The sequence below is a fragment of the Pseudomonas sp. TE31087 genome (assembly GCF_057284075.1).
In genome coordinates this window covers 4,270,197-4,293,571 of record NZ_JBXVNN010000001.1, presented here as the reverse complement: position 1 = coordinate 4,293,571, position 23,375 = coordinate 4,270,197, and the positions used below count along the sequence as shown (strand labels likewise).

The window sequence follows — 23,375 nt, the reverse complement described above, 5'->3', positions numbered from 1 at the left end:
CGACTCACCCCAGCAGCGAGATATCGGCCACGCCCAGGAACAGACCGCGCAGGCGGCTGAGCAGGGCATAACGGTTGGCGCGTACCTTGGCGTCCTCGGCGTTGACCATCACCGCCTCGAAGAAGGCGTCGACCGGGTCACGCAGGGCAGCCAGGCGGGCCAGGGCCTCGCTGTACTGACGCGCGGCCGCCATCGGTTGCACGGCCTGGTCGGCCTGCTGGATGGCCGAGTACAGGGAGAACTCGTTGGCGTTGTCGAAGTACTTCGGTTCGACCTGGTCGGCGATGGCGCCTTCGGCCTTGCCCAGCAGGTTCGACACGCGCTTGTTCGCCGCGGCCAGGGCTTCGGCTTCGGGCAGCTTGCGGAAGGCCTGCACGGCCTGCACGCGCTGGTCGAAGTCCAGCGCCGAGCCCGGCTTCAGGGCACGCACCGACAGGTAGGTGGAGACGTCGATGCCTTCGTCCTCGTAGCGCGCGCGCAGGCGGTCGAAGACGAACTCCAGCACCTGCTCGGACAGGCCGGCGGCCTTGACCTTGGCACCGAACTGCTTGACCGCGAACTCGACCGCGACGGCCAGGTCCAGGTCCAGCTGCTTCTCGATCAGGATGCGCAGCACGCCCAGGGCGGCACGGCGCAGGGCGTACGGGTCCTTGCTGCCGGTGGGCAGCATGCCGATGCCGAAGATGCCGACCAGGGTGTCGAGCTTGTCGGCGATGGCCACGGCGGCACCGGTGAGGGTCTGCGGCAGCTCGGCGCCGGCGCCGCGCGGCATGTACTGCTCGTTCAGCGCCAGGGCGACGTCTTGCGGCTCGCCATCGTTGAGGGCGTAGTAGTAGCCGGCGATGCCCTGCATTTCAGGGAATTCGCCGACCATTTCCGAAGCCAGGTCGCACTTGGACAGCAAGCCTGCACGGCCAGCGTTGGCGGCGCTGCCACCGATGTACGGGGCAATGAAGGCGGCTAGCTTGGAAACGCGCTCGGCCTTGTCGAACACGGTGCCCAGCTGAGCCTGGAACACCACGTTCTTCAGGCGCTCGTTGAAGCTTTCCAGCGGCTGCTTCTTGTCCTGCTTGAAGAAGAACTCGGCGTCGGTCAGGCGTGGGCGCACGACCTTCTCGTTACCTTCGACGATCTGCTTCGGATCGCGGCTCTCGACGTTGGCCACGGTGATGAAGCGCGGCAGCAGCTTGCCTTCGTTGTCCAGCAGGCAGAAGTACTTCTGGTTGTCCTGCATGGTGGTGATCAGGGCTTCCTGCGGCACCTCGAGGAAACGCTCCTCGAACGAGCACACCAGCGGCACCGGCCACTCGACCAGGGCGGTCACTTCGTCCAGCAGTGCCGGCGGCACGATGGCCGTGCCTTCCTGCTGCATGGCAAGCTCGGCGGTACGCTTGCTGATCAGCTCGCGACGCTCGGCGAAGTCGGCCAGCACGTGGGCCTTGCGCAGGTCCTCGACGTAGTTGGCCGGGGTGGTGATGAGTACGTTTTCCGGGTGGTGGAAGCGGTGGCCACGGGATTCACGGCCGGCCTTCTGGGCCAGGATGGTGCAGTCGACCACCTGGTCGCCCAGCAGCATCACCAGCCACTGGGTCGGGCGCACGAACTCTTCACGGCTGGCGCCCCAGTGCATGCGCTTGGGGATCGGCAGGTCGTTGAGCGAATCCTCGACGATGGTCGGCAGCAGGCTGGCGGTGGCCTTGCCCGGAATGTGCTGGGAGAAGCGCAGCTTGGGGCCGCTCTGGTCGATGTCCGACAGCTCCACGCCGCACTTCTTGGCGAAGCCCAGGGCGGCCTGGGTTGGCTGGCCTTCGGCATTGAACGCGGCCTGCACGGGCGGGCCGTCGATGTTGATGCTGCGGTCTGGCTGCTGCACGTCCAGCTGGCGGATCAGCACGGCCAGGCGGCGCGGCGCGGCGTAGACCTGCTTGCCGGTGTAGTTCAGGCCGGCGGCCTGCAGGCCTTTCTCGATGCCGGCGAGGAAGGCGTCGCCCAGAGTGGCAAGGGCCTTCGGTGGCAGCTCTTCGGTGCCCAGTTCAACCAGGAAATCTTGAGCACTCATTGTGCAGCCTCCAGCTTAGCCAACACTTCGTCACGCAGTTCGGGAGAGGCCATCGGGAAGCCCAGGCGTGCGCGGGCTTGCAGATAGCTTTGCGCCACGTCCCGGGCCAGGGTACGTACGCGCAGGATGTAGCGCTGGCGCTCGGTCACCGAGATGGCGCGGCGGGCGTCCAGCAGGTTGAAGGTGTGCGAGGCCTTCAGGACCATTTCGTAGGTCGGCAGCGGCAGGTCCAGCTTGATCAGGCGGTTCGCTTCGCTTTCGTAGAAGTCGAACAGTTCGAACAGCTTCTCGACGTTGGCGTGCTCGAAGTTGTAGGTCGACTGTTCCACTTCGTTCTGGTGGAACACGTCGCCGTAGGTGACCTTGCCGAACGGACCGTCGGCCCATACCAGGTCGTAGACCGAGTCCACGCCCTGCAGGTACATGGCCAGGCGCTCCAGGCCGTAGGTGATTTCACCGGTGACCGGGTAGCACTCGATGCCGCCGACCTGCTGGAAGTAGGTGAACTGGGTCACCTCCATGCCGTTCAGCCAGATTTCCCAACCCAGGCCCCAGGCGCCGAGGGTCGGCGATTCCCAGTTGTCTTCGACGAAGCGGATGTCGTGAACCAGCGGATCCAGGCCGATGGCTTTCAGCGAGCCGAGGTACAGCTCCTGGAAGTTGGCCGGGTTCGGCTTGAGCACCACCTGGAACTGGTAGTAGTGCTGCAGGCGGTTGGGGTTTTCGCCATACCGCCCGTCGGCAGGGCGACGGCTGGGCTGCACGTAGGCGGCGTTCCAGGTCTCCGGGCCGACGGCGCGCAGGAAGGTAGCGGTGTGGAAAGTGCCGGCGCCTACTTCCATATCGTAGGGCTGAAGCACCACACAACCTTGCTCGGCCCAGTAGTTCTGCAGGGCGAGGATCAGGTCTTGGAAGGTACGCACGGCTGGCGTAGGCTGGCTCACGAAATTCACCTGTATCTGGGGATGCGGATGTAAAGAGCGGGAGTATACCCGATTCGCCTCGCCCTCTACGTTATTGGAGCCTTATGCCACGCTGCTTTTGGTGTTCCGACGATCCGTTGTACCAGGCCTATCACGACCACGAATGGGGAACGCCGCAGCGCGACCCGGCGTTGCTCTTCGAGATGCTTTTGCTCGAAGGGTTCCAGGCGGGGTTGTCGTGGATCACGGTATTGAAGAAACGCGAGCGCTATCGCCAGGTGCTGGATGGCTTCGACCCGGTGAAACTGGCGCGCCTGAGCGACGAGCGCATCGAGGAGCTGATGCTTGATCCCGGCATCATCCGCAACCGCCTCAAGCTCAAGGCCGTGCGCCGCAATGCCCAGGCCTGGCTGGCTGTGGATAACCCGGCAGAGTGGTTGTGGTCGTTCGTCGGCGGCGCGCCGAAGATCAATCATTTCCAGGGGCGCGGCGACGTGCCGGCGGTCACCGACGAAGCCAAGGCCATGAGCAAGGCCCTGCAGAAGGCCGGCTTCACCTTTGTCGGGCCGACCATCTGCTACGCCTTCATGCAGGCCACCGGCATGGTCATGGACCACACCACCGACTGCGATCGCTACGCCGCGCTGGTGCGCTGACGGGGTACAATGCGCGCCTTGCTGAAATAAGGAATTCGCCTGTGGAAAAGTTCAAGGGCGCCCTGATGGTCGGGGTGCTGCGCCTGTTTGCCAAGCTGCCCTGGGGCGCTGTGCAGCGCGTCGGCTCCGGTATCGGCTGGCTGATGTGGAAAGTCCCCAATGGCTCGCGCAATGTCGTGCGGATCAACCTGGCCAAGTGTTTCCCGGAGATGGACCCGGTCGAGCGCGAGCAGCTGGTTGGCCGCGCGTTGAAGGATATCGGCAAGTCGTTTGTCGAGAGCGCCTGCGCCTGGATCTGGCCGCCGCAGCGCTCGCTGGAGCTGGTCAAGGAAGTGCACGGCCTGGAAGTGCTGGAGCAGGCCCTGGCCTCGGGCAAGGGCGTGGTCGGCATCACCAGCCACCTGGGCAACTGGGAGGTGCTCAACCACTTCTACTGCAACCAGTGCAAACCGATCATCTTCTACCGCCCGCCCAAATTGAAGGCTGTGGATGACTTGCTGCGTGAACAGCGCGTACAGATGGGCAACCGCGTGGCGCCTTCGACCAAGGAAGGCATCCTCAGCGTGATCAAGGAAGTGCGTCGGGGTGGCCAGGTGGGGATTCCGGCCGACCCGGAACCGGCGGAGTCGGCGGGCGTGTTCGTGCCGTTCCTCGGCACCCAGGCGCTGACCAGCAAGTTCGTGCCGAACATGCTGGCTGGCGGCAAGGCGGTGGGTGTTTTCCTGCATGCCCTGCGGTTGCCGGATGGCTCGGGCTTCAAGGTGTTCCTGGAAGCGGCGCCGGAAGCGATGTACAGCACCGATGTGACTGAATCGGCGGCGGCCATGAGCAAGGTGGTCGAGCGTTATGTGCGCGAGTACCCGAGCCAGTACATGTGGAGCATGAAGCGCTTCAAGAAGCGTCCGGCGGGCGAGCCGCGCTGGTATTGAGATTGCTGGGGGCGCTTCGCGGCACAAGGCCGCTCCTACAAGGTGACCGCGATCCCCTGTAGGAGCGGCCTTGTGCCGCGAAAGGGCTGCAAAGCAGCCCCGGCGATCTCAGATCTTGTTCAATTTCTTCAGGAACACGGTCATCTCTTTCTCAGCCTGCTTGTCGCCATGGGCCTGCGCCGCGACGATCCCCTCTTCCCAGGCCTTGCGCGCGCCGTCCAGATCCCCGCTCAACTGATACGCCTTCCCCAGCAGTTTCCACGCCGCCGAGTACTTCGGATCCTGCTTCACACAAGCCGCCAGGTGCACCGCTGCTTCAGCCCCATTGCCCTCGTCCAGCCAGGCCTTGCCCAGCCCGAACCTCAGCAGCGGGTTATCCACACCCTTGGCCAGCATCTTCTCCAGCGATTCGCGCATAGGTTTCTCTCCCGAATCCATGATGTTGCGGGCGCCTGTGGGAGCGGGTTCACCCGCGAATGCGTCGCTGAATCGGCAATCGTATTCGCGGGTAAACCCGCTCCCACAGGGGTTGGCTTTCTCTTCTAGAAGAAACTCAGGCCCACGTGGAACAGCTTCTCCACGTCCCGAATATGCTTTTTATCCACAACGAACAGGATCACATGGTCGCCCGACTCGATCACCGTGTCGTCGTGGGCGATCAGCACTTCCTCGTCGCGGATGATCGCGCCGATGGTGGTGCCCGGCGGCAGCGAGATGTCCTCGATGGCCTTGCCCACTACCTTGCTCGACTTCGAATCGCCATGGGCCACCGCCTCGATGGCCTCGGCCGCGCCGCGGCGCAGCGAGTGCACGCTGACGATATCGCCGCGGCGCACGTGGGCCAGCAAGGTGCCGATGGTGGCCAGCTGCGGGCTGATGGCGATGTCGATCTCGCCGCCCTGCACCAGGTCGACGTAGGCCGGGTTGTTGATGATGGTCATCACCTTGCGCGAGCCCAGGCGCTTGGCCAGCAGCGACGACATGATGTTGGCCTCGTCGTCGTTGGTCAGGGCCAGGAAGATGTCGGCGTCGGCGATGTTCTCTTCGAGCATCAGGTCGCGGTCGGAGGCGCTGCCCTGCAGCACCACGGTGCTCTCGAGGGTGTCGGAGAGGTAGCGGCAGCGCGCCGGGTTCATCTCGATGATCTTTACCTGGTAGCGGCTCTCGATGGCCTCGGCCAGGCGTTCGCCGATCTGCCCGCCGCCGGCGATGACCACGCGCTTGTTGGTCTCGTCGATGCGCCGCAGCTCGCCCATCACCGCGCGGATGTCCTTCTTCGCGGCGATGAAGAACACCTCGTCGTCGGCCTCGATCACCGTGTCGCCCTGGGGCGTGATCGGCCGGTCGCGGCGGAAGATTGCCGCCACGCGGGTGTCGACGTTGGGCATGTGGGCGCGGATCTGGCGCAGTTGCTGGCCTACCAGCGGGCCGCCGTAGTAAGCCCTGACCGCCACCAGCTGGGCCTTGCCTTCGGCGAAGTCGATCACCTGCAGCGAGCCCGGGTGTTCGATCAGGCGCTTGATGTAGTTGGTCACCACCTGTTCGGGGCTGATCAGCACGTCCACCGGGATGTGGTCGTTGTCGAACAGCTCTTCGCGGGTCAGGTAGGCCGACTCGCGCACCCGGGCGATCTTGGTCGGGGTGTGGAACAGCGAATAGGCCACCTGGCAGGCGACCATGTTGGTTTCGTCGCTGTTGGTTACCGCCACCAGCATGTCGGCGTCGTCAGCGCCGGCCTGGCGCAACACCGTCGGCAGTGAGGCGCGCCCCTGCACGGTGCGGATGTCCAGGCGATCGCCCAGGTCGCGCAGGCGCTCGCTGTCGGTGTCGACCACGGTGATGTCGTTGGCTTCGCTGGCCAGGTGCTCTGCCAGCGTACCGCCTACCTGGCCTGCGCCGAGGATGATGATCTTCATCCGCTACTCCCTACCCTTTTTGTTCTTTACCCGCGCGAGGCGGCAATCTTGATCAGCTTGGCATAGTAGAAACCGTCGTGGCCGCCTTCCTGGGCCAGCAACTGGCGGCCATGGGGCTGGCGCAGGCCGGCCTCGGTGGCCAGGTCCAGCTCGCGGGCGCCGGGGGTGCGGGCGAGGAAGGCGTCGATCACTTCGGTGTTCTCGGTCGGCAGGCTCGAGCAGGTGGCGTAGAGCAGCATGCCGCCCACTTCCAGGGTCGGCCACAGGGCGTCGAGCAGCTCGCCTTGCAGCGCGGCCAGGGCCGGGATGTCCTCGGCCTGGCGGGTCAGCTTGATGTCCGGGTGGCGGCGGATCACGCCGGTGGCCGAGCACGGCGCATCGAGCAGGATGCGCTGGAACGGCTTGCCGTCCCACCAGCTGGCGGTGTCGCGGGCGTCGCAGGCGATCAGCTCGGCATCGAGCTTGAGGCGGTCGAGGTTCTCGCGCACGCGGGCCAGGCGCTTGGCTTCCAGGTCGATGGCGACCATGTGGGCCAGGCCTGGCTCGGCTTCCAGCAGGTGGCAGGTCTTGCCGCCCGGGGCGCAGCAGGCGTCGAGCACGCGCTGGCCGGGGGCCAGTTCGAGCAGGTCGGCGGACAGCTGCGCGGCTTCGTCCTGCACGCTCACCCAGCCGTCGGTGAAGCCCGGCAGGCCGCGCACGTCGCAGGCCTCGGCCAGGACGATGCCGTCGCGGCTGTACTGGCAGGCGCTGGCCTGGATGCCGGCCTCGGCCAACAGCGCCAGGTAGGCGTCGCGGCTGTGATGGCGGCGGTTGATCCGCAGGATCATCGGCGGGTGGGCGTTGTTGGCGGCGCAGATGGCTTCCCATTGTTCCGGCCAGAAGGCTTTCAGCGACTTCTGCAGCCAGCGCGGGTGGGCGGTACGCACCACCGGGTCGCGTTCCATGCCGGCGAGCAGCTCCTCGCCTTCACGCTGGGCGCGGCGCAGCACGGCATTGAGCAGGCCCTTGGCCCACGGCTTCTTGAGCTTGTCGGCGCAACCCACGGTCTCGCCGATGGCGGCGTGGGCCGGGATGCGCGTGTAGAACAGCTGGTACAGGCCGACCAGCAGCAGCGCCTGCACATCGGCGTCGGCGGCCTTGAACGGCTTCTGCAGCAGTTGCGCGGCCAGCAGGTCCAGGCGCGGTTGCCAGCGGGCGGTGCCGAAGGCCAGGTCCTGGGTCAGGCCGCGGTCGCGCTCCTCGACCTTGTCCAGTTGCGCCGGCAGCGAGCTGTTCAGCGAGGCCTTGCCACTAAGCACGGCGGCAAGGGCACGGGCGGCGGCCAGGCGTGGGTTCATTGGCCGAGCACCTTGCCACTGGCGAACTTCTCGCGGCGGCTGTTGAACAGGTCGCTGAAGGCCAGGGCCTTGCCGCCGGGCAGTTGCAGGCGGGTCAGGCTCAGGGCGCCATCACCGCAGGCGACGACCAGGCCGTCCTTGCTGGCGGAGAGGATTTCACCGGGGGCGCCCTTGCCTGTGGACAAGTTGGCGGCCAGCACCTTCACGCTTTCGCCGTCGAGGGTGCTGTGGCACACCGGCCAGGGGTTGAAGGCACGGATCAGGCGCTCCAGCTCGACGGCCGGGCGGCTCCAGTCGATGCGGGCTTCGTCCTTGTTCAGCTTGTGGGCATAAGTGGCCAGGGCATCGTCCTGGACTTCACCTTGCAACGAACCGTCGGCCAGGCCGGCGATTGCCTGGACTACAGCAGGCGGACCCATTTCGGCGAGACGGTCATGCAGGGTGCCACCGGTGTCCTCGGCGCTGATCGGGGTAACCACCTTGAGCAGCATCGGGCCGGTGTCCAGGCCGGCTTCCATGCGCATCACGGTCACGCCGCTCTCGGCGTCACCAGCCTCCACGGCGCGCTGGATCGGCGCCGCACCGCGCCAGCGTGGCAGCAGGGAGGCGTGGCTGTTGATGCAGCCCAGGCGCGGAATATCCAGCACCACTTGCGGCAGGATCAGGCCGTAGGCGACCACCACCATCAGGTCCGGCTTGAGCGCGGCGAGCTCGGCTTGCGCCTCGGCGTTGCGCAGGGTCTGCGGCTGGTACACCGGGATGTCATGGGCTACAGCCAGCGCCTTGACTGCGGTTGGCATGAGCTTTTGGCCACGGCCAGCCGGGCGGTCGGGCTGGGTGTAGACGGCCACGATCTCGTACGGGCTGTCGAGCAGGGCCTTGAGGTGTTCGGCGGCAAACTCTGGAGTGCCTGCGAAGACGATGCGCATGGAGTTCTCGCTTCTTCAAAAAGAAAAAGGCTTGCCGGAGCAAGCCTTCTGGAAGGTGGGGATCAGGCTTGCTGGCGGTGCTGCTTTTCCAGCTTCTTCTTGATCCGGTCGCGTTTGAGCTGGGACAGGTAGTCGACGAACAGCTTGCCGTTGAGGTGATCGAACTCGTGCTGCACGCACACGGCCAGCAGGCCTTCGCATTCCAGTTCGTAGGGCTTGCCGTCGCGGTCCTGGGCCTTGACCCGCACGCGCAGCGGGCGATCGACGTTCTCGTAGAAGCCGGGCACCGACAGGCAGCCTTCCTGGTACTGGCCCATGTCGTGGGTCAGCTCCTCGACCGTGGGGTTGATGAAGACGCGCGGCTCGCTGCGGTCTTCGCTCAGGTCCATCACCACGACTTGCTTGTGCACGTTGACCTGGGTAGCGGCCAGGCCGATGCCCGGCGCCTCGTACATGGTCTCGAACATGTCGTCGATCAGCTGGCTCAGGGCGTCGTCGAACGCCGTCACCGGTTTGGCGATGGTGCGCAGGCGCGGATCGGGGAATTCGAGAATGTTCAAAATGGCCATGGCGGTCAGGCAGTCACTGTGCGGTCGGTTGAAAACTGAGCACACATAATAAAGGGAAATGGGGCGTTCGGCACCTGTGAAGCTTGGCTAGGGTCTCTATGGGCTTGATAGCTGCCGTTTCATGGACAGCTTTTCAAAGCGTTACTCACAAAGTTATCCACAGGTTGTGCCACGTATCTGGCCCCCTGTCGATCAAGGACGATCCACCATGAACCCATCCCGTTCGTCGCCTTGTCCGCCTGCGGAACTGGAGGCGCGGCTGCGTCTTCATAGCCTTCCGGAGATTGGCTTGCGTCGTTTCCATACCCTCATCGAAGCGTTCGGCAGTGCCTCGTCGGCACTCAGCGCGCCGGCCAGTGCCTGGCAGGCGTTGGGGCTGAAGGCTGCCAGTACAGACGCCCGGCGCAGCCCGCAAGTGCGCGATGGCGCATTGGCTGCAAGGCGCTGGCTAGAGCGTCCGGGCCAGCATTTACTGATGTGGGACGGGCCTGGCTACCCGGCGTTGCTGGCCGAGATAGACGATCCGCCGCCGCTGTTGTTCGTCGCGGGCGACCCCGATTTACTCGAACAACCGCAACTGGCGATCGTGGGCAGCAGGCGTGCTTCACCCCCGGCGCTGGATACCGCAGGCGCGTTTTCCCGATGCCTTTCCCAGGCCGGTTTCACCATCACCAGCGGGCTGGCGCTGGGCGTCGACGGTGCCGCTCATCGGGCCGCTTTGAAGGCCGGCGGGCACACCATCGGGGTGCTCGGCACGGGGTTGCAAAAACTTTATCCACAGCGCCACCGTGACCTGGCACGGGCAATGCTCGACAGTGGCAGCGCGCTGGTTTCCGAGTATCCGCTGGATGCCGGGCCGCTGGCCGGCAATTTCCCGCGTCGCAACCGGATCATCAGCGGCTTGTCGCTGGGTGTGCTGGTGGTCGAGGCCAGCCTGGCCAGCGGTTCGTTGATCACCGCACGGCTTGCCGCCGAACAGGGGCGGGAGGTGTACGCGATTCCCGGGTCCATTCATCACCCCGGCGCCAAGGGCTGCCACCAGCTGATCCGCGATGGCGCCCTGCTGGTGGAAAGCGTGGAGCAGATCCTCGACAGCCTGCGCGGTTGGCAGAACCTGCCGCCTGCGGTTGTGGATAAACCCGCTCATCCATTGATCGCCCTGCTCCACGCCGCACCCCAGACCACCGAGGGCCTGGCCAGCAGCAGCGGCCTGCCACTGGCCCAGGTACTGGCCAGCCTTACCGAGCTGGAGCTCGAAGGCCGGGTGAGCAATGAAGCCGGGCGTTGGTTTGCCCGTGCCGGCTAAGTACACTGCGCGCACGGCGTTTATGCGGAGAGACGGAAAATGGTGAGCAGTTGGCGTGTGCAACAAGCCGCGCGCGAGGTGAAGGCGGGTGCGGTGATCGCCTATCCGACGGAAGCGGTCTGGGGCCTGGGCTGCGACCCGTGGAACGAGGACGCGGTGTATCGCCTGCTGGCGCTCAAGTCGCGGCCTGTGGATAAAGGGCTGATCCTGGTCGCCGACAATATCCGCCAGTTCGACTTTCTGTTCGAGGATTTCCCCCAGGACTGGATCGACCGCATGAGCGCCACCTGGCCGGGGCCGAACACCTGGCTGGTGCCGCACCAGGGCCTGCTGCCCGAGTGGGTGACCGGGCAGCACGACACCGTGGCGCTGCGGGTCAGCGATCATCCACAGGTGCGTGAGTTGTGCGCGCTGGTCGGGCCGTTGATCTCCACCTCCTGCAACCCGGCCGGGCGGCCGGCGGCCAAGAGCCGGTTGCGGGTGGAGCAGTATTTCCACAACGAGCTGGACATGGTGCTGGGTGGGGCGTTGGGTGGGCGGAAGAACCCGAGCCTGATTCGCGACCTGGCGACCGGTGAGGTTGTGCGCCCGGGCTGATACCGCTGGCGAGGGCTTCGCCCTCGTTTCGCGGCACAAGGCCGCTCCTACAGGTACAGCGCAGCTCTCAGGCTTGGCGCTGGCATCTGTGGGAGCGGCCTTGTGTCGCGAAAGGGCCGCAAAGCGGCCCCAGAATTCCCCGCCGATTTTTCTGATTTGCACCCAGATGGCTGCCCATTCTGAATTCAGAGAAATATCCTACGCAGTCTGTCGACCGCCATTACCTTCTCAGTGGGAACTCCTGCCTCTAGGCTCCAGACCATCGCCGAATAACTTGGCGATCGGGTGTGGTAACCCGGTAGTTCTGGAGCACTGCAGCCTATGGCGGCTGTGCGCGGGAGGCTTTTGCCTGCCGGAAGTGTCTCCAGTCCGGTTTACCACTCCGCGTACAGCTGCCACCCAACCGTGTGGTAACGGGCAGGTGTCAGCTCCAACTCTGGAGCAAACTATGAAGAAAATTGTCCCCGATCCACCACTCCCCAGCACTACCACCCACCCCTTCGGCCGCTGCGACGCCGGCCACCCGCCACTCTTCACCGTAAACCCCAACATCGAAGCCCACGACGCCCTGGTACACGTAGCGCTCTACCTGCGCTGTGCCTATGACACCGGCATCAAGGCCCTCGACCACCTGCGCGACGAGGGGCGAGGCATGTATTGGTCGAGCCTGCATTCGCTGGAAATGGCGGAGGGGCTGGTGGAGGCGATGCTCGATGGCATCGAGTCCGCGCCGGCAGTCAAGAAATCCATCGGCTGAACTGACGCAATCGCGGGCAAGCCCGCTCCCACAAGGGCCACGCATAACCTGTGGAAGCGGGTTTACCCGCGAACACCGGCAAAGCCGGTGCCATCTATCGCAGCACCTGCTTCGCAGGTGACCCCGTTCCCACAGAGTCTGGGTAGCCATGGAGATTCAGTACATGAAAACAACGCAATACTTGTTGAGTTCACAGGTCAATGCGAAGCGATTGCGCTCTTCCGTCGAGCAGGTGAGCAGGGATGTGTCGAATAAAAATCGCATCAATGAGCTGAACAAGTCGGTTCCCACAAGGACCACGCATAACCTGTAGGAGCCGGCTTGCCGGCGAAGGGCCGTAAAACGGCCCCAGGATCTCAAGGCAGCAGAACAGTCGAGCCAACAGTCCGCCGCGCCGACAACTCCGCCTGCGCCTTGGCCGCCTCGCTCAACGGATACCGCTGCTGGATATCCACAACCAGCTTGCCACTGGCGATCATCGCGAACAGGTCATCGGCCATGGCCTGGGTGTTCTCGGCATTGTTGGCGTAGCTCCCCAGCGTCGGCCGGGTGACATACAACGACCCCTTCTGCGACAGGATCCCCAAGTTGACCCCGGTTACCGCGCCGGAGGCATTGCCGAAGCTCACCATCAACCCTCGCGGCCTCAGGCAATCCAGCGAGGTCAACCAGGTATCCGCCCCCACGCCGTCATACACCACCGCGCACTTCTGACCGTCTGTCAGCTCCAGCACACGCTTGGCCACGTCTTCATGGCTGTAGTCGATGGTCGCCCAGGCGCCGAGGGCCTTGGCTCGTTCGGCTTTCTCGGGAGAGCTGACGGTGCCGATCAGCTTCGCGCCCAGCGCCTTGGCCCACTGGCACGCCAGCGAGCCCACACCGCCGGCGGCGGCATGGAACAGCACGAAGTCCCCCGGTTGCACGGCATAGGTCTGCTTGAGCAGGTACTGCGTGGTCAGCCCCTTGAGCATCACCGCCGCCGCCTGTTCGAAGCTGATCGCCTCCGGCAGCTTCACCAGGTTGGCCTCCGGCAGCGTATGCACCTCGCTGTAGGCCCCCAGCGGCCCACCGGCATAGGCCACGCGGTCGCCGACCTTGATCCGGCTGACGCCCTCGCCCACCGCCTCGACCACGCCGGCCGCTTCGGTGCCCAACCCGGAAGGCAGCGCAGGCGGCGCATACAGCCCGCTGCGGAAATAGGTGTCGATGAAGTTCAAGCCGATTGCATGGTTGCGCACCCGCACCTGCTGCGGGCCGGGCGGTGCCGGGTCGAACTCCACCAGTTGCAGGACTTCCGGGCCGCCATGCTGGCTGAACTGGATACGCTTGGCCATCACACACTCCTGTCGTCGAGGGTCGCAAAGGCCTTCTATCGGACGCCTTTGCTTGACCGCCGTCAACTGCGACGCGGCGTCGGCCGGTGGTATGCTACGCGGCGAATTTTCCCGCTCCTTCCAGGTGACCCGATGACCAGCCGCACCGAGGCCGTAAAAGCCTACCTGCTCGACCTGCAAGACCGCATCTGCTCTGCCCTCGAAACCGAAGACGGCGGCGCCCGCTTCGTCGAGGATGCCTGGGTGCGCGATGCCGGCGGCGGCGGTCGCACACGGGTGATCTGCGAGGGCAAGGTGATCGAGAAAGGTGGGGTGAATTTCTCCCACGTGTTCGGCGCCGGCCTGCCGCCGTCGGCCAGCGCCCACCGCCCGGAGCTGGCGGGCCGTGGCTTCGAGGCCCTGGGCGTGTCGCTGGTGATCCACCCGCACAACCCGCATGTGCCGACTTCCCACGCCAACGTGCGCTTCTTCATCGCCGAGAAAGAGGGTGAAGAGGCGGTGTGGTGGTTCGGCGGCGGCTTCGACCTGACCCCGTACTACGGCAACGAGGAAGACTGCGTGCACTGGCACCGCGTCGCCGAACAGGCCTGCGCGCCGTTCGGCGCCGATGTGTACCCACGCTACAAGGCCTGGTGCGACCGCTACTTCCACCTCAAGCACCGTGGCGAGCCGCGCGGCATCGGCGGCCTGTTCTTCGACGACCTGAACGAGTGGGACTTCGACACCTGCTTCGCCTTCATGCGCGCCATCGGCGATGCCTACGTCGATGCCTATCTGCCGATCATCCAACGCCGCAAGGACACGCCGTACACCGCCAAGCAGCGCGAATTCCAGGAATACCGCCGTGGCCGCTATGTTGAATTCAACCTGGTCTACGACCGTGGCACGCTGTTCGGTTTGCAGTCCGGTGGTCGCACCGAGTCGATCCTGATGTCGCTGCCGCCGCAGGTACGTTGGGGCTACGATTGGAAAGCCGAGCCGGGCAGCGAAGAAGCGCGCCTGACCGACTATTTCCTGCAGGACCGCGACTGGCTCGCCCAGTAAGCCTGTGGATAACCGAGGAGCTCCCATGGACCAGTACGTCGTATTCGGCAACCCCATTGGCCACAGCAAGTCGCCGCTGATCCACCGCCTGTTCGCCGACCAGACCGGCCAGGACCTGGAGTACGCCACCCTGCTGGCGCCACTGGACGAGTTTAGCGACTGCGCCACAGGCTTCTTCAAGCAAGGCAGCGGCGCCAACGTTACCGTGCCGTTCAAGGAAGAGGCCTATCGCCTGTGCGACAGCCTCACCCCGCGCGCCCAGCGTGCCGGCGCGGTGAACACCCTGACCAAGCTGGCTGATGGCACCCTGCAGGGTGACAACACCGATGGCGCCGGGCTGGTGCGTGACCTGACGGTGAACGCCGGGGTGGTCTTGGCGGGCAAGCGTATCCTTATCCTTGGCGCCGGCGGTGCTGTTCGGGGCGTGCTGGAGCCTATCCTGGCGCACAACCCGCAATCGTTGGTGATCGCCAACCGCACCGTCGAGAAAGCCGAGCAGCTGGCGCGGGAGTTCGATGAGCTGGGGCCGGTGGTGGCCAGTGGTTTCAGCTGGTTGCAGGAGCCGGTGGACGTGATCATCAACGCTACTTCTGCGAGCTTGTCTGGCGAACTGCCGCCGATTGCCGACAGCCTGGTCGAGGCAGGAAGCACCGTCTGCTACGACATGATGTATGGCAAGGAGCCGACGCCGTTCTGCCTGTGGGCCACCAAGCTGGGTGCGGCCAAGGTGCTGGATGGACTGGGGATGCTGGCCGAGCAGGCGGCCGAGGCGTTCTTTATCTGGCGGGGGGTGCGTCCGGACACGGCCCCTGTGCTGGATGAGCTGCGTCGTCAGCTGGCGCGCAGTTGACGTCGGAGCTCTGTCGGATGAATTGGCGCTCCAGCTCGACCTGCTGTTGGTAGTGAGCGAGTTTTGCTGCGGATTGCGTTATGCCGGTGTAGGGCTCGCGCGCTGTCATATCGCTTTCCAGCCGGGCGATACGTGCCTGTGCATCGGTAACGCTCCAGCAATTGTCCACAGCGCTGCTGCCTGGAGCGGCTAGTAATGGCACGAGTGCCAGTGCGAGATGAACGCAACTACTCATGGCGTGCTCCGCAGTGAATGAGCGTTATTCACTCTTTCATCGCCTGCACGCTGTTCGCAACTGACAGAAATACCAGTTGACCGTCAGCCCTCGAAGCGAATCGGGCAACTCGCCATGCCTTCCAGCTTCTGCAGTTCCTCGATCACCTGCGGCCTTGCCCGCTGCAACGTAAGGCTCCCGCCATTGCGCATCAACCGCCGCGCCTCGCGGTGCAACATATCCACACCCGAATAATCGATGAAGTTCACCTGTCGCGCATCGATCACCACATGCGGCCCCTGGCAGCGCTGCAAGCGCAGCTGCAGGTAATGCGCCGCGCCGAAGAAGATCGACCCGCCCACCCGCAACACGTCCGCCCCCCCTTCCCGGCTCTGCTGTACTCGCGGCCTCGAGGTGCGCTTGAGGTAGAAGAACAGCGATGCCAGCACCCCGGCGTAGATCGCCGTCTGCAGCTCGAGCAGCAGGGTCGCGGCGGCGGTCAGCGCCATCACCAGGAACTCCGAGCGGCTGACCCGGAACAGCGCGCGGATGCCGCGATGGTCCACTAGCCCCCAGCAGATCAGCAGGATGCTGCCCGCCATTGCCGGGATCGGCAGATGGGCGATCAGCCCGGCACCAGCGACCGCGAACAGCGCCACCCACAGCGCCGAGAACACCCCGGCCAACGGCGAGCGGGCGCCTGCGTCGTAGCTGAGCCCGGAGCGGGTAAAGGAGCCGGAGGACAGGTAGCCGGAGAAGAACGCCCCGACGATGTTCGACAAGCCCTGGGCGCGGATCTCCTGGTTGGCGTCGATCAGTTGCTCGGAACGGGCGGACAGCGAACGGGCGATGGACAGGCTGGTGACCAGCCCGAGCATACCGACAGCCACGGCACTGGGCAGCAGGCGCAGGATCAGTTCCACATCGAGTAACGGCAGTGGGCTGAGCGGTGGCAACTGGCCGACGAAAGCGGGCACGCGCGGCACATGGCCGAACACGCCGGGCAACAGCCAGGCTGCCAGGCTCACCAGCAGCAGACTTATCAACAAGCTCGGCCAGCGTGGACGCCACAGCTTCAACAGCACGCCAATCGCCAGGGTGCTCAGCCCCAGCATCAGCGATGGCATGTCCACCTCGCCAACATGGCCGGCCAGTTCCTGCACGGTCTTCAGAGCCGTGGCCTGGCTTGGCAGGTCCAGGCCCAGCAGGTTGGGCAGTTGCCCCAGGGCGATGACGACGGCGGCACCGAGGGTGAAGCCCAGCACCACCGAATGGGAGACGAAGTTGACCAGCGCGCCGAAGCGCAGCAGCCCCAGCAAGAGTTGGAAGATGCCGCCGATGAAGGTCAGCAGCAGCACCAGGGTCACGTAGTCGGCGCTGCCGGCCACGGCTAGCGGGCTGATGCTGGCGTAGAGAACGATGGAGATAGCGGCGGTGGGGCCGCAGATCAGGTGCCAGGAAGAGCCCCACAGGCAGGCCACCAGCACCGGCACGATGGCGGCGTACAGGCCGTACTCGGCGGGCAGGCCGGCGATCAGCGCGTAGGCGATCGATTGCGGCAGGGCGAGGATGGCGCCGCTCAGGCCCACCAGCAGGTCCTGGCGCAGGCTGCGGCCCGATTGGCGGGGGAGCCAGGTGAGGAAGGGCAGCAGGTGAGTCAGGCGGGGCATGGGAATAGGGAATCCTGAAGATTTCACCAGCCCTGTGGGAGCGGGTTTACCCGCGACGCGAGCACCGCGGTGCATGGCACCGGCTGTGCCGGTGTTCGCGGGTGAACCCGCTCCCACAGGGGTTAGATGTCGCTCAACGGGTCAGAGTTTAGCTTTTACGGCCGCTTGGGATTCCCCGCCAGCTTTGGTGGTCACCCCTGTGAGCCACGCATCCAGCACCTGTGGATGAGCCTTCACCCACCCCCTGGCCGCTTCATCAAAGCTCACCTTCTTATCCACAACCTCGGCCATGATGCTGTTCTCCATATCCAGCGTGAACGTCAGGTTGGCCAGCAGCTTCGCCGCATTCGGGCACGCCTGTGGATATCCCTTGCGGGTCAGCGTGTACACATCGCCTTTGCTGCCAAACCATTTTTCGCCCCCCGTCAGGTAATGCATCTTCAACTTCACGTTCATCGGGTGCGGCGTCCAGCCCAGGAAGGTGATGAACTGCTGCTTCTTCACCGCCCGATCCACCTGGGCCAGCATCGCCTGTTCGCTGGACTCGACCAGCTTCCACTGCCCAAGCGCGAAATCGTTCTTTTCGATGATCTCTTTCAGCGACAGGTTGGCCGGTGCGCCGGAGCCGATGCCATAGAGCTTCTTGTCGAATTTGTCGGCGTGCTTGTGCAGGTCGGCGAAGTCCTTCACGCCGGCCTCCCACACATAATCGGGCACCGCCAGGGTGAATTCGGTGCCCTCCAGGTTGCGCGCCAGCTGCTGCACGTCGCCATTGGCGATGAACTTGTCATGGAAGCCTTGCTGCGCCGGCATCCAGTTGCCGAGGAAGGCATCCACCCGGCCATCCTTCAGGCCACCGTAGATGATCGGCACGGCCAGGCTGTCGATCTTCACCTGGTAGCCCAGGCTTTCCAGGAGCAGGCGGGCCACGGCGTTGGTACTGGCGATATCGCTCCAGCCAGGGTCGGCCAGTTTCACGGTGCTGCATTGCGCGTCGCCGTCGGCGGCGTGGGCCGTGCCCAGGCTCAGGGCCAGGGCGAGCACGGCGGTGGAGAACTTCTGCATGGCGGCCTCTCTTCTCAATCCAGGGGTGCGGGCTGTGGATAACGTGCCTTGCGCTCGAGGTCGTCGAGATCGATGTGGTTGCGCATGTACTGTTGGCTGGCATCCACCAGCGGTTGGTGGTCCCAGCTTTTCAGCGTGCCGATGGCCAGCGCCTCGGCCACCAGGCGGCGGCGGCGCTGGCTGGCCAGCACCTGCTGGCGCAGGCTGGGGATATCCCAGCGCTGCTTCGCTTCATCGACAAATGCCTGCAGCAGCGCCTGGTGCTCGGGGCTGCCGGTGAGGTTCTCCCGCTCGTGCGGGTCGCGGCTCAGGTCGTAGAGTAAACAGGGGTCGTCCTCGCTGTACACGAACTTGTAGGCGCCACGGCGGATCATCATCAGCGGGCCGACGGTACCTTCGGCCATGTATTCGCCGATCACCTCGTCATGACCGCCCTGCCCTTGCAGGTGGCCGAGCAGTGAGCGGCCGTCCAGGTGCAGGCTTTTATCCACAGTGCCGCCGGCCAGTTCGACCAGGGTCGGCAGCAGGTCGCAGGTGGAGACGCTGGCGCTGATGCGCGCAGGATTGAAGTGCCTGGGCCCGTGGATCAGCAGCGGTACCCGCGCCGACATCTCGAACCAGTGCATCTTGTACCAAAGCCCCCGCTCGCCAAGCATGTCGCCGTGGTCGCCGGAGAAGACGATCAGGGTGTCGTCGGCCAGGCCGCAGTCTTCCAGCGTCTGCACAAGCAGGCCGATATTGTCGTCGATGTAGCTGCAGGCGCCGAAGTAGGCGCGGCGGGCGTCGCGGATCTTGTCCACAGGCAGGGGCTTGTCCCACAGGTCGTAGACCTTGAGCAGGCGTTGCGAGTGAGGGTCTTGCTGGCTCTGGGCGATCATGTCGCGGGGCTGCGGGATATCCACAGCCTCGTAGAGATCCCAGTAGCGTTTGGGGATGGTGTACGGGTCGTGGGGGTGGGTCATCGACACGGTCAGGCAGAAAGGCCGGCCATCGTCTTCGCGCACATGGTCGTAGAGGTACTGGCGTGCCTTGAACACCACCTCTTCATCGAAATCCAGCTGGTTGGTGCGCACGCACGGCCCGGCCTGCAGCACCGAGGACATGTTGTGGTACCAGCTCGGGCGCTGGTCAGGCGCGTCCCAGTTCACCGCCCAGCCGTAGTCGGCCGGGTAGATGTCGCTGGTCAGGCGTTCTTCGTAGCCGTGCAGCTGGTCCGGGCCGCAGAAGTGCATCTTGCCCGACAGCGCGGTGCGGTAGCCGAGGCGGCGCAGGTAGTGGGCGTAAGTCGGAATGTCGGCGGGGAAGTCGGCGGCGTTGTCGTAGGCGCCGATGCGGCTGGGCAACTGGCCGCTGACCAGGGTGAAGCGCGAGGGGGCGCACAGCGGGCTGTTGCAGTAGGCGGAGTCGAACACCACGGCCTGCTCGGCGAGGCGCGCCAGGTTGGGCATCCTGATCGGCGATGGGGTGTAGATCGGCAACAGCGGCGCGGCCATCTGGTCGGCCATGATGAACAGGATGTTGGGTTGCTTCATGGTGCCCTTCCATCGTCGAGAGTTATGGTGAACGCTTGCAATCCAGCATGGTGCTGTGGATAACGTGGGTAAAGCCCATGCCGGGCAATGACTGGGATTAGCCAAGCTTATGTTTGAGCACCTTGCCGACCTGTCCCTCGATGCCTTGCGCGTGTTCGAGGCCGCCGCACGTCTGCGCGGTTTTACCGCTGCCGCCGTGGAGCTGGGCACCACGCAGCCGGCGGTGAGCCAGCAGGTGAAGCGCCTGGAGGCGCAGTTGGGAACGCGGTTGTTCGACCGCATCTACCGGGGTATCGAGCTGACCGAAGCGGGCCAGCTGCTGTTCGAACAGGTGCATCAAGGGTTGCAGGCCATGGACGATGGTGTTGCCTTGGCCAGCGGGCGTGGTCAGCGCGAGGTGTTGCAGGTGGCCACTGACTTCGCGTTTGCCGCGTTCTGGTTGATGCCGCGTCTGCAGCGTTTCCACGAGGCTTATCCACAGGTGGATGTAAGCCTGGTGACCGGCGAGCGCAGCCAGGGGATGCTGCGCCCGGACATCGATGTGGCGGTGCTGTTTGGCGATGGGCGCTTCCATCAGGGCGAGAGTCGCTGGTTGTTCGACGAGGAGGTCTTCCCAGTCTGCAGCCCACGGCTGACTCATGGCAAACCTCTGTCAGCCGTGGCTTTGCAACGATTGCCTTTGCTTCATTTGAAGGGTGAGCAGGCCAGTCGCTGGTTCGATTGGGCGGGGGTATTTCGTGGTCTTGGTGTGGACAGTCCCCCTCCGTCAGGGCAGCTGCGGTTTGATAACTACACGCTGCTGATCCAGGCCGCGATTGCCGGGCAAGGGGTGGCGATTGGCTGGGCGCACCTGGTTGATGGGCTGGTCGAGCAAGGGTTGTTGTGTCGGCCTATGGAAGGCAGTTTGCGGTCGGAGCGCGGGTATTACGTGGTGCTGCCGCCGCGCAAACGGCGCGGGGCGCTGATCCAGCGGTTCGTGGATTGGCTGGAGAAGGCCGCTCCTACAGGGATGGCGTAGACTTCAAGATGTTCGTATTACTGTAATCAGGAGCCATCGTGCAAAGGATCAAGGGCTATCACGCCCACGTGTACTACGACGCATCGACCATGGAACAGGCCCGTGAGCTGTGCGAGGAAGCAACGCGGCTGTTTCCCGTGACCATGGGACGCATGCATCAGAAACCGGTCGGGCCGCACCCGGACTGGAGCTGTCAGCTGGCCTTCGGGCCGGAGGTGGTGGGTGTGGTGTTGCCGTGGCTGGCGTTGTATCGCAAGGGGCTGGTGGTGTTCCTGCACCCGGAAACTGGCGATGAGCTGGCGGATCATCGCGATCATGCGATCTGGATGGGGGCGATCAGGCCGTTGGATCTGTCGATATTTGGTGCTTGATGCAACGTGGGAGCGGGCTTGTCCCGCGACAGCGGCGGTGAGTCCACCATCGTTATCGCGGGGCAAGCCCGCTCCCACAAATACACCTGCTGCGCGGATCAGTTGCGGGCAGCGCGCACGCCTTCGGCCAGCGCCGAGCACAGGCTCAGCACATCCTTCACCGCCTGGCCGGCATCCTTGGCCTGGGCGATCTTGTCGACCAGCGCCGAACCGACCACCACGCCATCGGCCAGACGGGCGATAGCTGCAGCCTGTTCAGGCGTGCGGATACCAAAGCCAACGCTGATCGGCAGATCGGTATGCCGACGCAGGCGCGCAATGGCCTCGGTCACATGCTCGGTGGTCGCCGAACCCGCACCGGTCACACCCGCCACCGACACGTAGTAGACGAACCCGGAGCTGCGCTCCAGCACGCGCGGCAGGCGCGCATCGTCGGTGGTCGGGGTGGTCAGGCGGATGAAGTCGATGCCCGCGGCCTGGGCTGGCGTGGCCAGCTCGGCGTCGTGTTCCGGTGGCAGGTCGACGATGATCAGACCATCGACGCCCGCCTCTTTCGCCTCGGCGACGAACTGCTCCACGCCGAAACGGTGGATCGGGTTGTAATACCCCATCAGCACGATGGGCGTGGTCTGGTTATCCACACGGAATTCGCGAACCATCTGCAGGGTCTTGGCCAGGGTCTGACCGGCTTCCAGGGCGCGCAGGGTGGCGAGCTGGATGGCCACGCCGTCGGCCATCGGGTCGGTGAACGGCATGCCCAGTTCGATCACGTCGGCACCGGCGGCCGGCAGGCCCTTGAGGATCTCCAGCGAGGCATCGTAGCCCGGGTCGCCGGCGGTGACGAAGGTGACCAGGGCGGAACGGCCTTCGGCCTTGAGTTCGGCGAAGCGTTGTTCGAGACGGCTCATGCCTGTTTCTCCTGGGCGGCCATGTGGTTCATCACGGTTTGCATGTCCTTGTCGCCGCGACCGGACAGGCAGATCACCATCAGGTGGTCCTTGGGCAGTTTCGGCGCGCGCTTGATCGCCTCGGCCAGGGCGTGGGAGCTTTCCAGCGCCGGGATGATGCCCTCCAGGCGGCAGGTGGCGTGGAAGGCGTCGAGGGCCTCGTCGTCGGTGATACTGACGTACTCCACGCGCTTCACTTCGTGCAGGTAGGCGTGCTCCGGGCCGATGCCGGGGTAGTCCAGGCCTGCTGAGATCGAGTGGGCGTCGGTGATCTGGCCGTCGTCGTCCTGCAGCAGGTAGGTGCGGTTGCCGTGCAGCACGCCCGGTACGCCGCCGTTGAGGCTGGCCGCGTGCTTGTCGGTGTGCACGCCGTGGCCGCCGGCTTCGACGCCGATGATCTGCACGCTGGCATCATCGAGGAAGTCGTGGAACAGGCCCATGGCGTTGGAGCCGCCGCCGACGCAGGCGATCAGGCTGTCGGGCAGGCGCCCTTCCTTCTCCTGCAACTGGGCGCGGGTTTCCTTGCCGATGATCGACTGGAAGTCGCGGACCATCGCCGGGTACGGGTGCGGGCCTGCCACGGTGCCAATCAGGTAGAAGGTGTCCTCGACGTTGGTGACCCAGTCGCGCAGGGCCTCGTTCATGGCGTCCTTGAGGGTGCCGGTGCCGGCGGTCACCGGGACGATCTCGGCGCCCAGCAGCTTCATGCGGAACACGTTGGCCTGCTGGCGCTCGATGTCGGTGGCGCCCATGTAGATCACGCAGGGCAGGCCGAAGCGCGCGGCGACGGTGGCGGTGGCCACGCCGTGCATGCCGGCGCCGGTCTCGGCGATCAGGCGCTTCTTGCCCATGCGCTTGGCCAGCAGCACCTGGCCGATGCAGTTGTTCACCTTGTGCGCGCCGGTGTGGTTGAGCTCTTCACGCTTGAAGAAGATCTTCGCGCCGCCGCAGTGCTCGGTCAGGCGCTCGGCGAAATACAGCGGGTTGGGGCGGCCGATGTAGTCGCGCTGGAAATAGGCGAGTTCTTCGAGGAACTTGGGGTCGGCCTTGGCGGCTTCGTATTCGCGGGCCAGGTCCAGCACCAGGGGCATCAGGGTTTCGGCCACGTAGCGGCCGCCGAACGAGCCGAACAGGCCGTTGGCATCGGGGCCGGCGCGGTATTGGGTCTGGGTCATGGGGCGCTCCATAAGCGGTGTATGGGTTGGGATCGTGCTGGCTTCTTCGCGGGTAAACCCGCTCCCACAGGTACGGCGTCGCACTTGGAATCTGTGGGAGCGGGCTTGCCCGCGAAGAGGCCGACACTGGTCGATGGGCTTTACTCTACCCACGACATGCCCGGCTGAAAACCGATA

The 23,375-nt window shown here is 65.0% G+C and carries 22 protein-coding genes; 9 read left to right on the top strand and 13 right to left on the bottom strand.

Going from position 1 to position 23,375, the window contains the following annotated elements; genetic code table 11:
- Positions 1–4: 4 nt before the first annotated feature.
- The gene (gene glyS / locus ACZ899_RS19380; protein ID WP_234560789.1) at positions 5–2,059 is read right to left on the bottom strand and encodes a glycine--tRNA ligase subunit beta; all 2,055 of its coding nucleotides are present in this window, start codon (positions 2,057–2,059) and stop codon (positions 5–7) included.
- Complete coding sequence (gene glyQ, locus ACZ899_RS19375; protein ID WP_011531473.1) at positions 2,056–3,003, bottom strand: glycine--tRNA ligase subunit alpha; 948 nt, start codon at positions 3,001–3,003, stop codon at positions 2,056–2,058. Before glyQ ends, glyS begins: the two co-directional genes overlap by 4 nt.
- An 83-nt stretch (positions 3,004–3,086) precedes the next feature.
- Between glyQ and ACZ899_RS19370 the strand changes: the two genes are divergently transcribed.
- Positions 3,087–3,638: a DNA-3-methyladenine glycosylase I gene (locus tag ACZ899_RS19370; RefSeq protein ID WP_110736108.1), complete on the top strand. Its 552-nt coding sequence runs from the start codon at positions 3,087–3,089 to the stop codon at positions 3,636–3,638.
- Between the two features lie 41 nt (positions 3,639–3,679).
- Positions 3,680–4,567, top strand: coding sequence for a lysophospholipid acyltransferase (locus ACZ899_RS19365; RefSeq protein ID WP_234560788.1), 888 nt, complete (start codon positions 3,680–3,682; stop codon positions 4,565–4,567).
- Positions 4,568–4,675: 108 nt separating this feature from the next.
- Here ACZ899_RS19365 and ACZ899_RS19360 read toward each other — a convergent pair whose 3' ends face one another.
- The 5 genes from ACZ899_RS19360 to def form a co-directional block, all read right to left on the bottom strand.
- On the bottom strand, positions 4,676–4,984 hold the full coding sequence (locus ACZ899_RS19360) for a tetratricopeptide repeat protein (protein WP_186712233.1): 309 nt from the start codon (positions 4,982–4,984) through the stop codon (positions 4,676–4,678).
- A 125-nt stretch (positions 4,985–5,109) separates the two neighbouring features.
- Positions 5,110–6,483: a Trk system potassium transporter TrkA gene (gene trkA, locus ACZ899_RS19355; RefSeq protein ID WP_050707620.1), complete on the bottom strand. Its 1,374-nt coding sequence runs from the start codon at positions 6,481–6,483 to the stop codon at positions 5,110–5,112.
- A gap of 26 nt (positions 6,484–6,509) precedes the next feature.
- Complete coding sequence (gene rsmB / locus ACZ899_RS19350) at positions 6,510–7,820, bottom strand: 16S rRNA (cytosine(967)-C(5))-methyltransferase RsmB (protein WP_234560787.1); 1,311 nt, start codon at positions 7,818–7,820, stop codon at positions 6,510–6,512.
- Positions 7,817–8,749 (bottom strand): methionyl-tRNA formyltransferase, encoded by a 933-nt coding sequence (gene fmt / locus ACZ899_RS19345; protein ID WP_186732136.1) that lies wholly within the window; start codon positions 8,747–8,749, stop codon positions 7,817–7,819. The genes rsmB and fmt overlap by 4 nt, the downstream gene beginning before the upstream one ends.
- A gap of 62 nt (positions 8,750–8,811) precedes the next feature.
- On the bottom strand, positions 8,812–9,318 hold the full coding sequence (gene def / locus ACZ899_RS19340) for a peptide deformylase (protein ID WP_234560786.1): 507 nt from the start codon (positions 9,316–9,318) through the stop codon (positions 8,812–8,814).
- Between the two features lie 208 nt (positions 9,319–9,526).
- On the opposite strand from def, the gene dprA reads away from it, so the two are divergent.
- From dprA to ACZ899_RS19325, 3 genes are all read left to right on the top strand, one after another.
- Positions 9,527–10,624, top strand: coding sequence for a DNA-processing protein DprA (dprA, locus tag ACZ899_RS19335; RefSeq protein WP_234560785.1), 1,098 nt, complete (start codon positions 9,527–9,529; stop codon positions 10,622–10,624).
- Between the two features lie 39 nt (positions 10,625–10,663).
- The gene (gene tsaC / locus ACZ899_RS19330) at positions 10,664–11,221 is read left to right on the top strand and encodes an L-threonylcarbamoyladenylate synthase type 1 TsaC (RefSeq protein ID WP_028690052.1); all 558 of its coding nucleotides are present in this window, start codon (positions 10,664–10,666) and stop codon (positions 11,219–11,221) included.
- A gap of 448 nt (positions 11,222–11,669) precedes the next feature.
- Positions 11,670–11,978 (top strand): DUF3077 domain-containing protein, encoded by a 309-nt coding sequence (locus tag ACZ899_RS19325; protein ID WP_234560784.1) that lies wholly within the window; start codon positions 11,670–11,672, stop codon positions 11,976–11,978.
- A 356-nt stretch (positions 11,979–12,334) separates the two neighbouring features.
- Here ACZ899_RS19325 and ACZ899_RS19320 read toward each other — a convergent pair whose 3' ends face one another.
- A complete protein-coding gene (locus tag ACZ899_RS19320; RefSeq protein WP_234560783.1) occupies positions 12,335–13,312 on the bottom strand; it encodes an NADPH:quinone reductase in 978 nt (325 codons plus the stop codon).
- 132 nt (positions 13,313–13,444) lie between these two features.
- Here ACZ899_RS19320 and hemF point away from each other — a divergent pair, with 132 nt between their 5' ends.
- Both hemF and aroE read left to right on the top strand, forming a co-directional pair.
- The gene (gene hemF, locus ACZ899_RS19315; RefSeq protein WP_234560782.1) at positions 13,445–14,356 is read left to right on the top strand and encodes an oxygen-dependent coproporphyrinogen oxidase; all 912 of its coding nucleotides are present in this window, start codon (positions 13,445–13,447) and stop codon (positions 14,354–14,356) included.
- A gap of 25 nt (positions 14,357–14,381) precedes the next feature.
- Positions 14,382–15,206, top strand: a complete 825-nt coding sequence (gene aroE, locus ACZ899_RS19310; protein WP_234560781.1) for a shikimate dehydrogenase — start codon at positions 14,382–14,384, stop codon at positions 15,204–15,206.
- 318 nt (positions 15,207–15,524) lie between these two features.
- Here the strand turns inward: aroE and ACZ899_RS19305 are convergent, their stop codons facing one another.
- The 3 genes from ACZ899_RS19305 to betC form a co-directional block, all read right to left on the bottom strand.
- Entirely contained in the window at positions 15,525–17,090 is a 1,566-nt protein-coding gene (locus tag ACZ899_RS19305; protein ID WP_234560780.1) for a SulP family inorganic anion transporter, read from the bottom strand.
- A 141-nt stretch (positions 17,091–17,231) separates the two neighbouring features.
- The gene (choX, locus tag ACZ899_RS19300; RefSeq protein WP_234560779.1) at positions 17,232–18,155 is read right to left on the bottom strand and encodes a choline ABC transporter substrate-binding protein; all 924 of its coding nucleotides are present in this window, start codon (positions 18,153–18,155) and stop codon (positions 17,232–17,234) included.
- 14 nt (positions 18,156–18,169) lie between these two features.
- Positions 18,170–19,687 (bottom strand): choline-sulfatase, encoded by a 1,518-nt coding sequence (gene betC / locus ACZ899_RS19295; protein ID WP_234560778.1) that lies wholly within the window; start codon positions 19,685–19,687, stop codon positions 18,170–18,172.
- Between the two features lie 109 nt (positions 19,688–19,796).
- On the opposite strand from betC, the gene ACZ899_RS19290 reads away from it, so the two are divergent.
- Positions 19,797–20,705 carry a choline sulfate utilization transcriptional regulator gene (locus ACZ899_RS19290; RefSeq protein WP_186712222.1) on the top strand — a complete coding sequence of 303 codons (909 nt, stop codon included), beginning with the start codon at positions 19,797–19,799 and terminating at the stop codon, positions 20,703–20,705.
- A gap of 38 nt (positions 20,706–20,743) precedes the next feature.
- On the top strand, positions 20,744–21,076 hold the full coding sequence (locus ACZ899_RS19285) for a DOPA 4,5-dioxygenase family protein (protein WP_028688720.1): 333 nt from the start codon (positions 20,744–20,746) through the stop codon (positions 21,074–21,076).
- A gap of 98 nt (positions 21,077–21,174) precedes the next feature.
- Here the strand turns inward: ACZ899_RS19285 and trpA are convergent, their stop codons facing one another.
- Both trpA and trpB read right to left on the bottom strand, forming a co-directional pair.
- Entirely contained in the window at positions 21,175–21,984 is an 810-nt protein-coding gene (gene trpA / locus ACZ899_RS19280; protein ID WP_234560777.1) for a tryptophan synthase subunit alpha, read from the bottom strand.
- Positions 21,981–23,198 (bottom strand): tryptophan synthase subunit beta, encoded by a 1,218-nt coding sequence (gene trpB, locus ACZ899_RS19275; RefSeq protein WP_011531493.1) that lies wholly within the window; start codon positions 23,196–23,198, stop codon positions 21,981–21,983. The genes trpA and trpB overlap by 4 nt, the downstream gene beginning before the upstream one ends.
- Positions 23,199–23,375 lie beyond the last annotated feature (177 nt).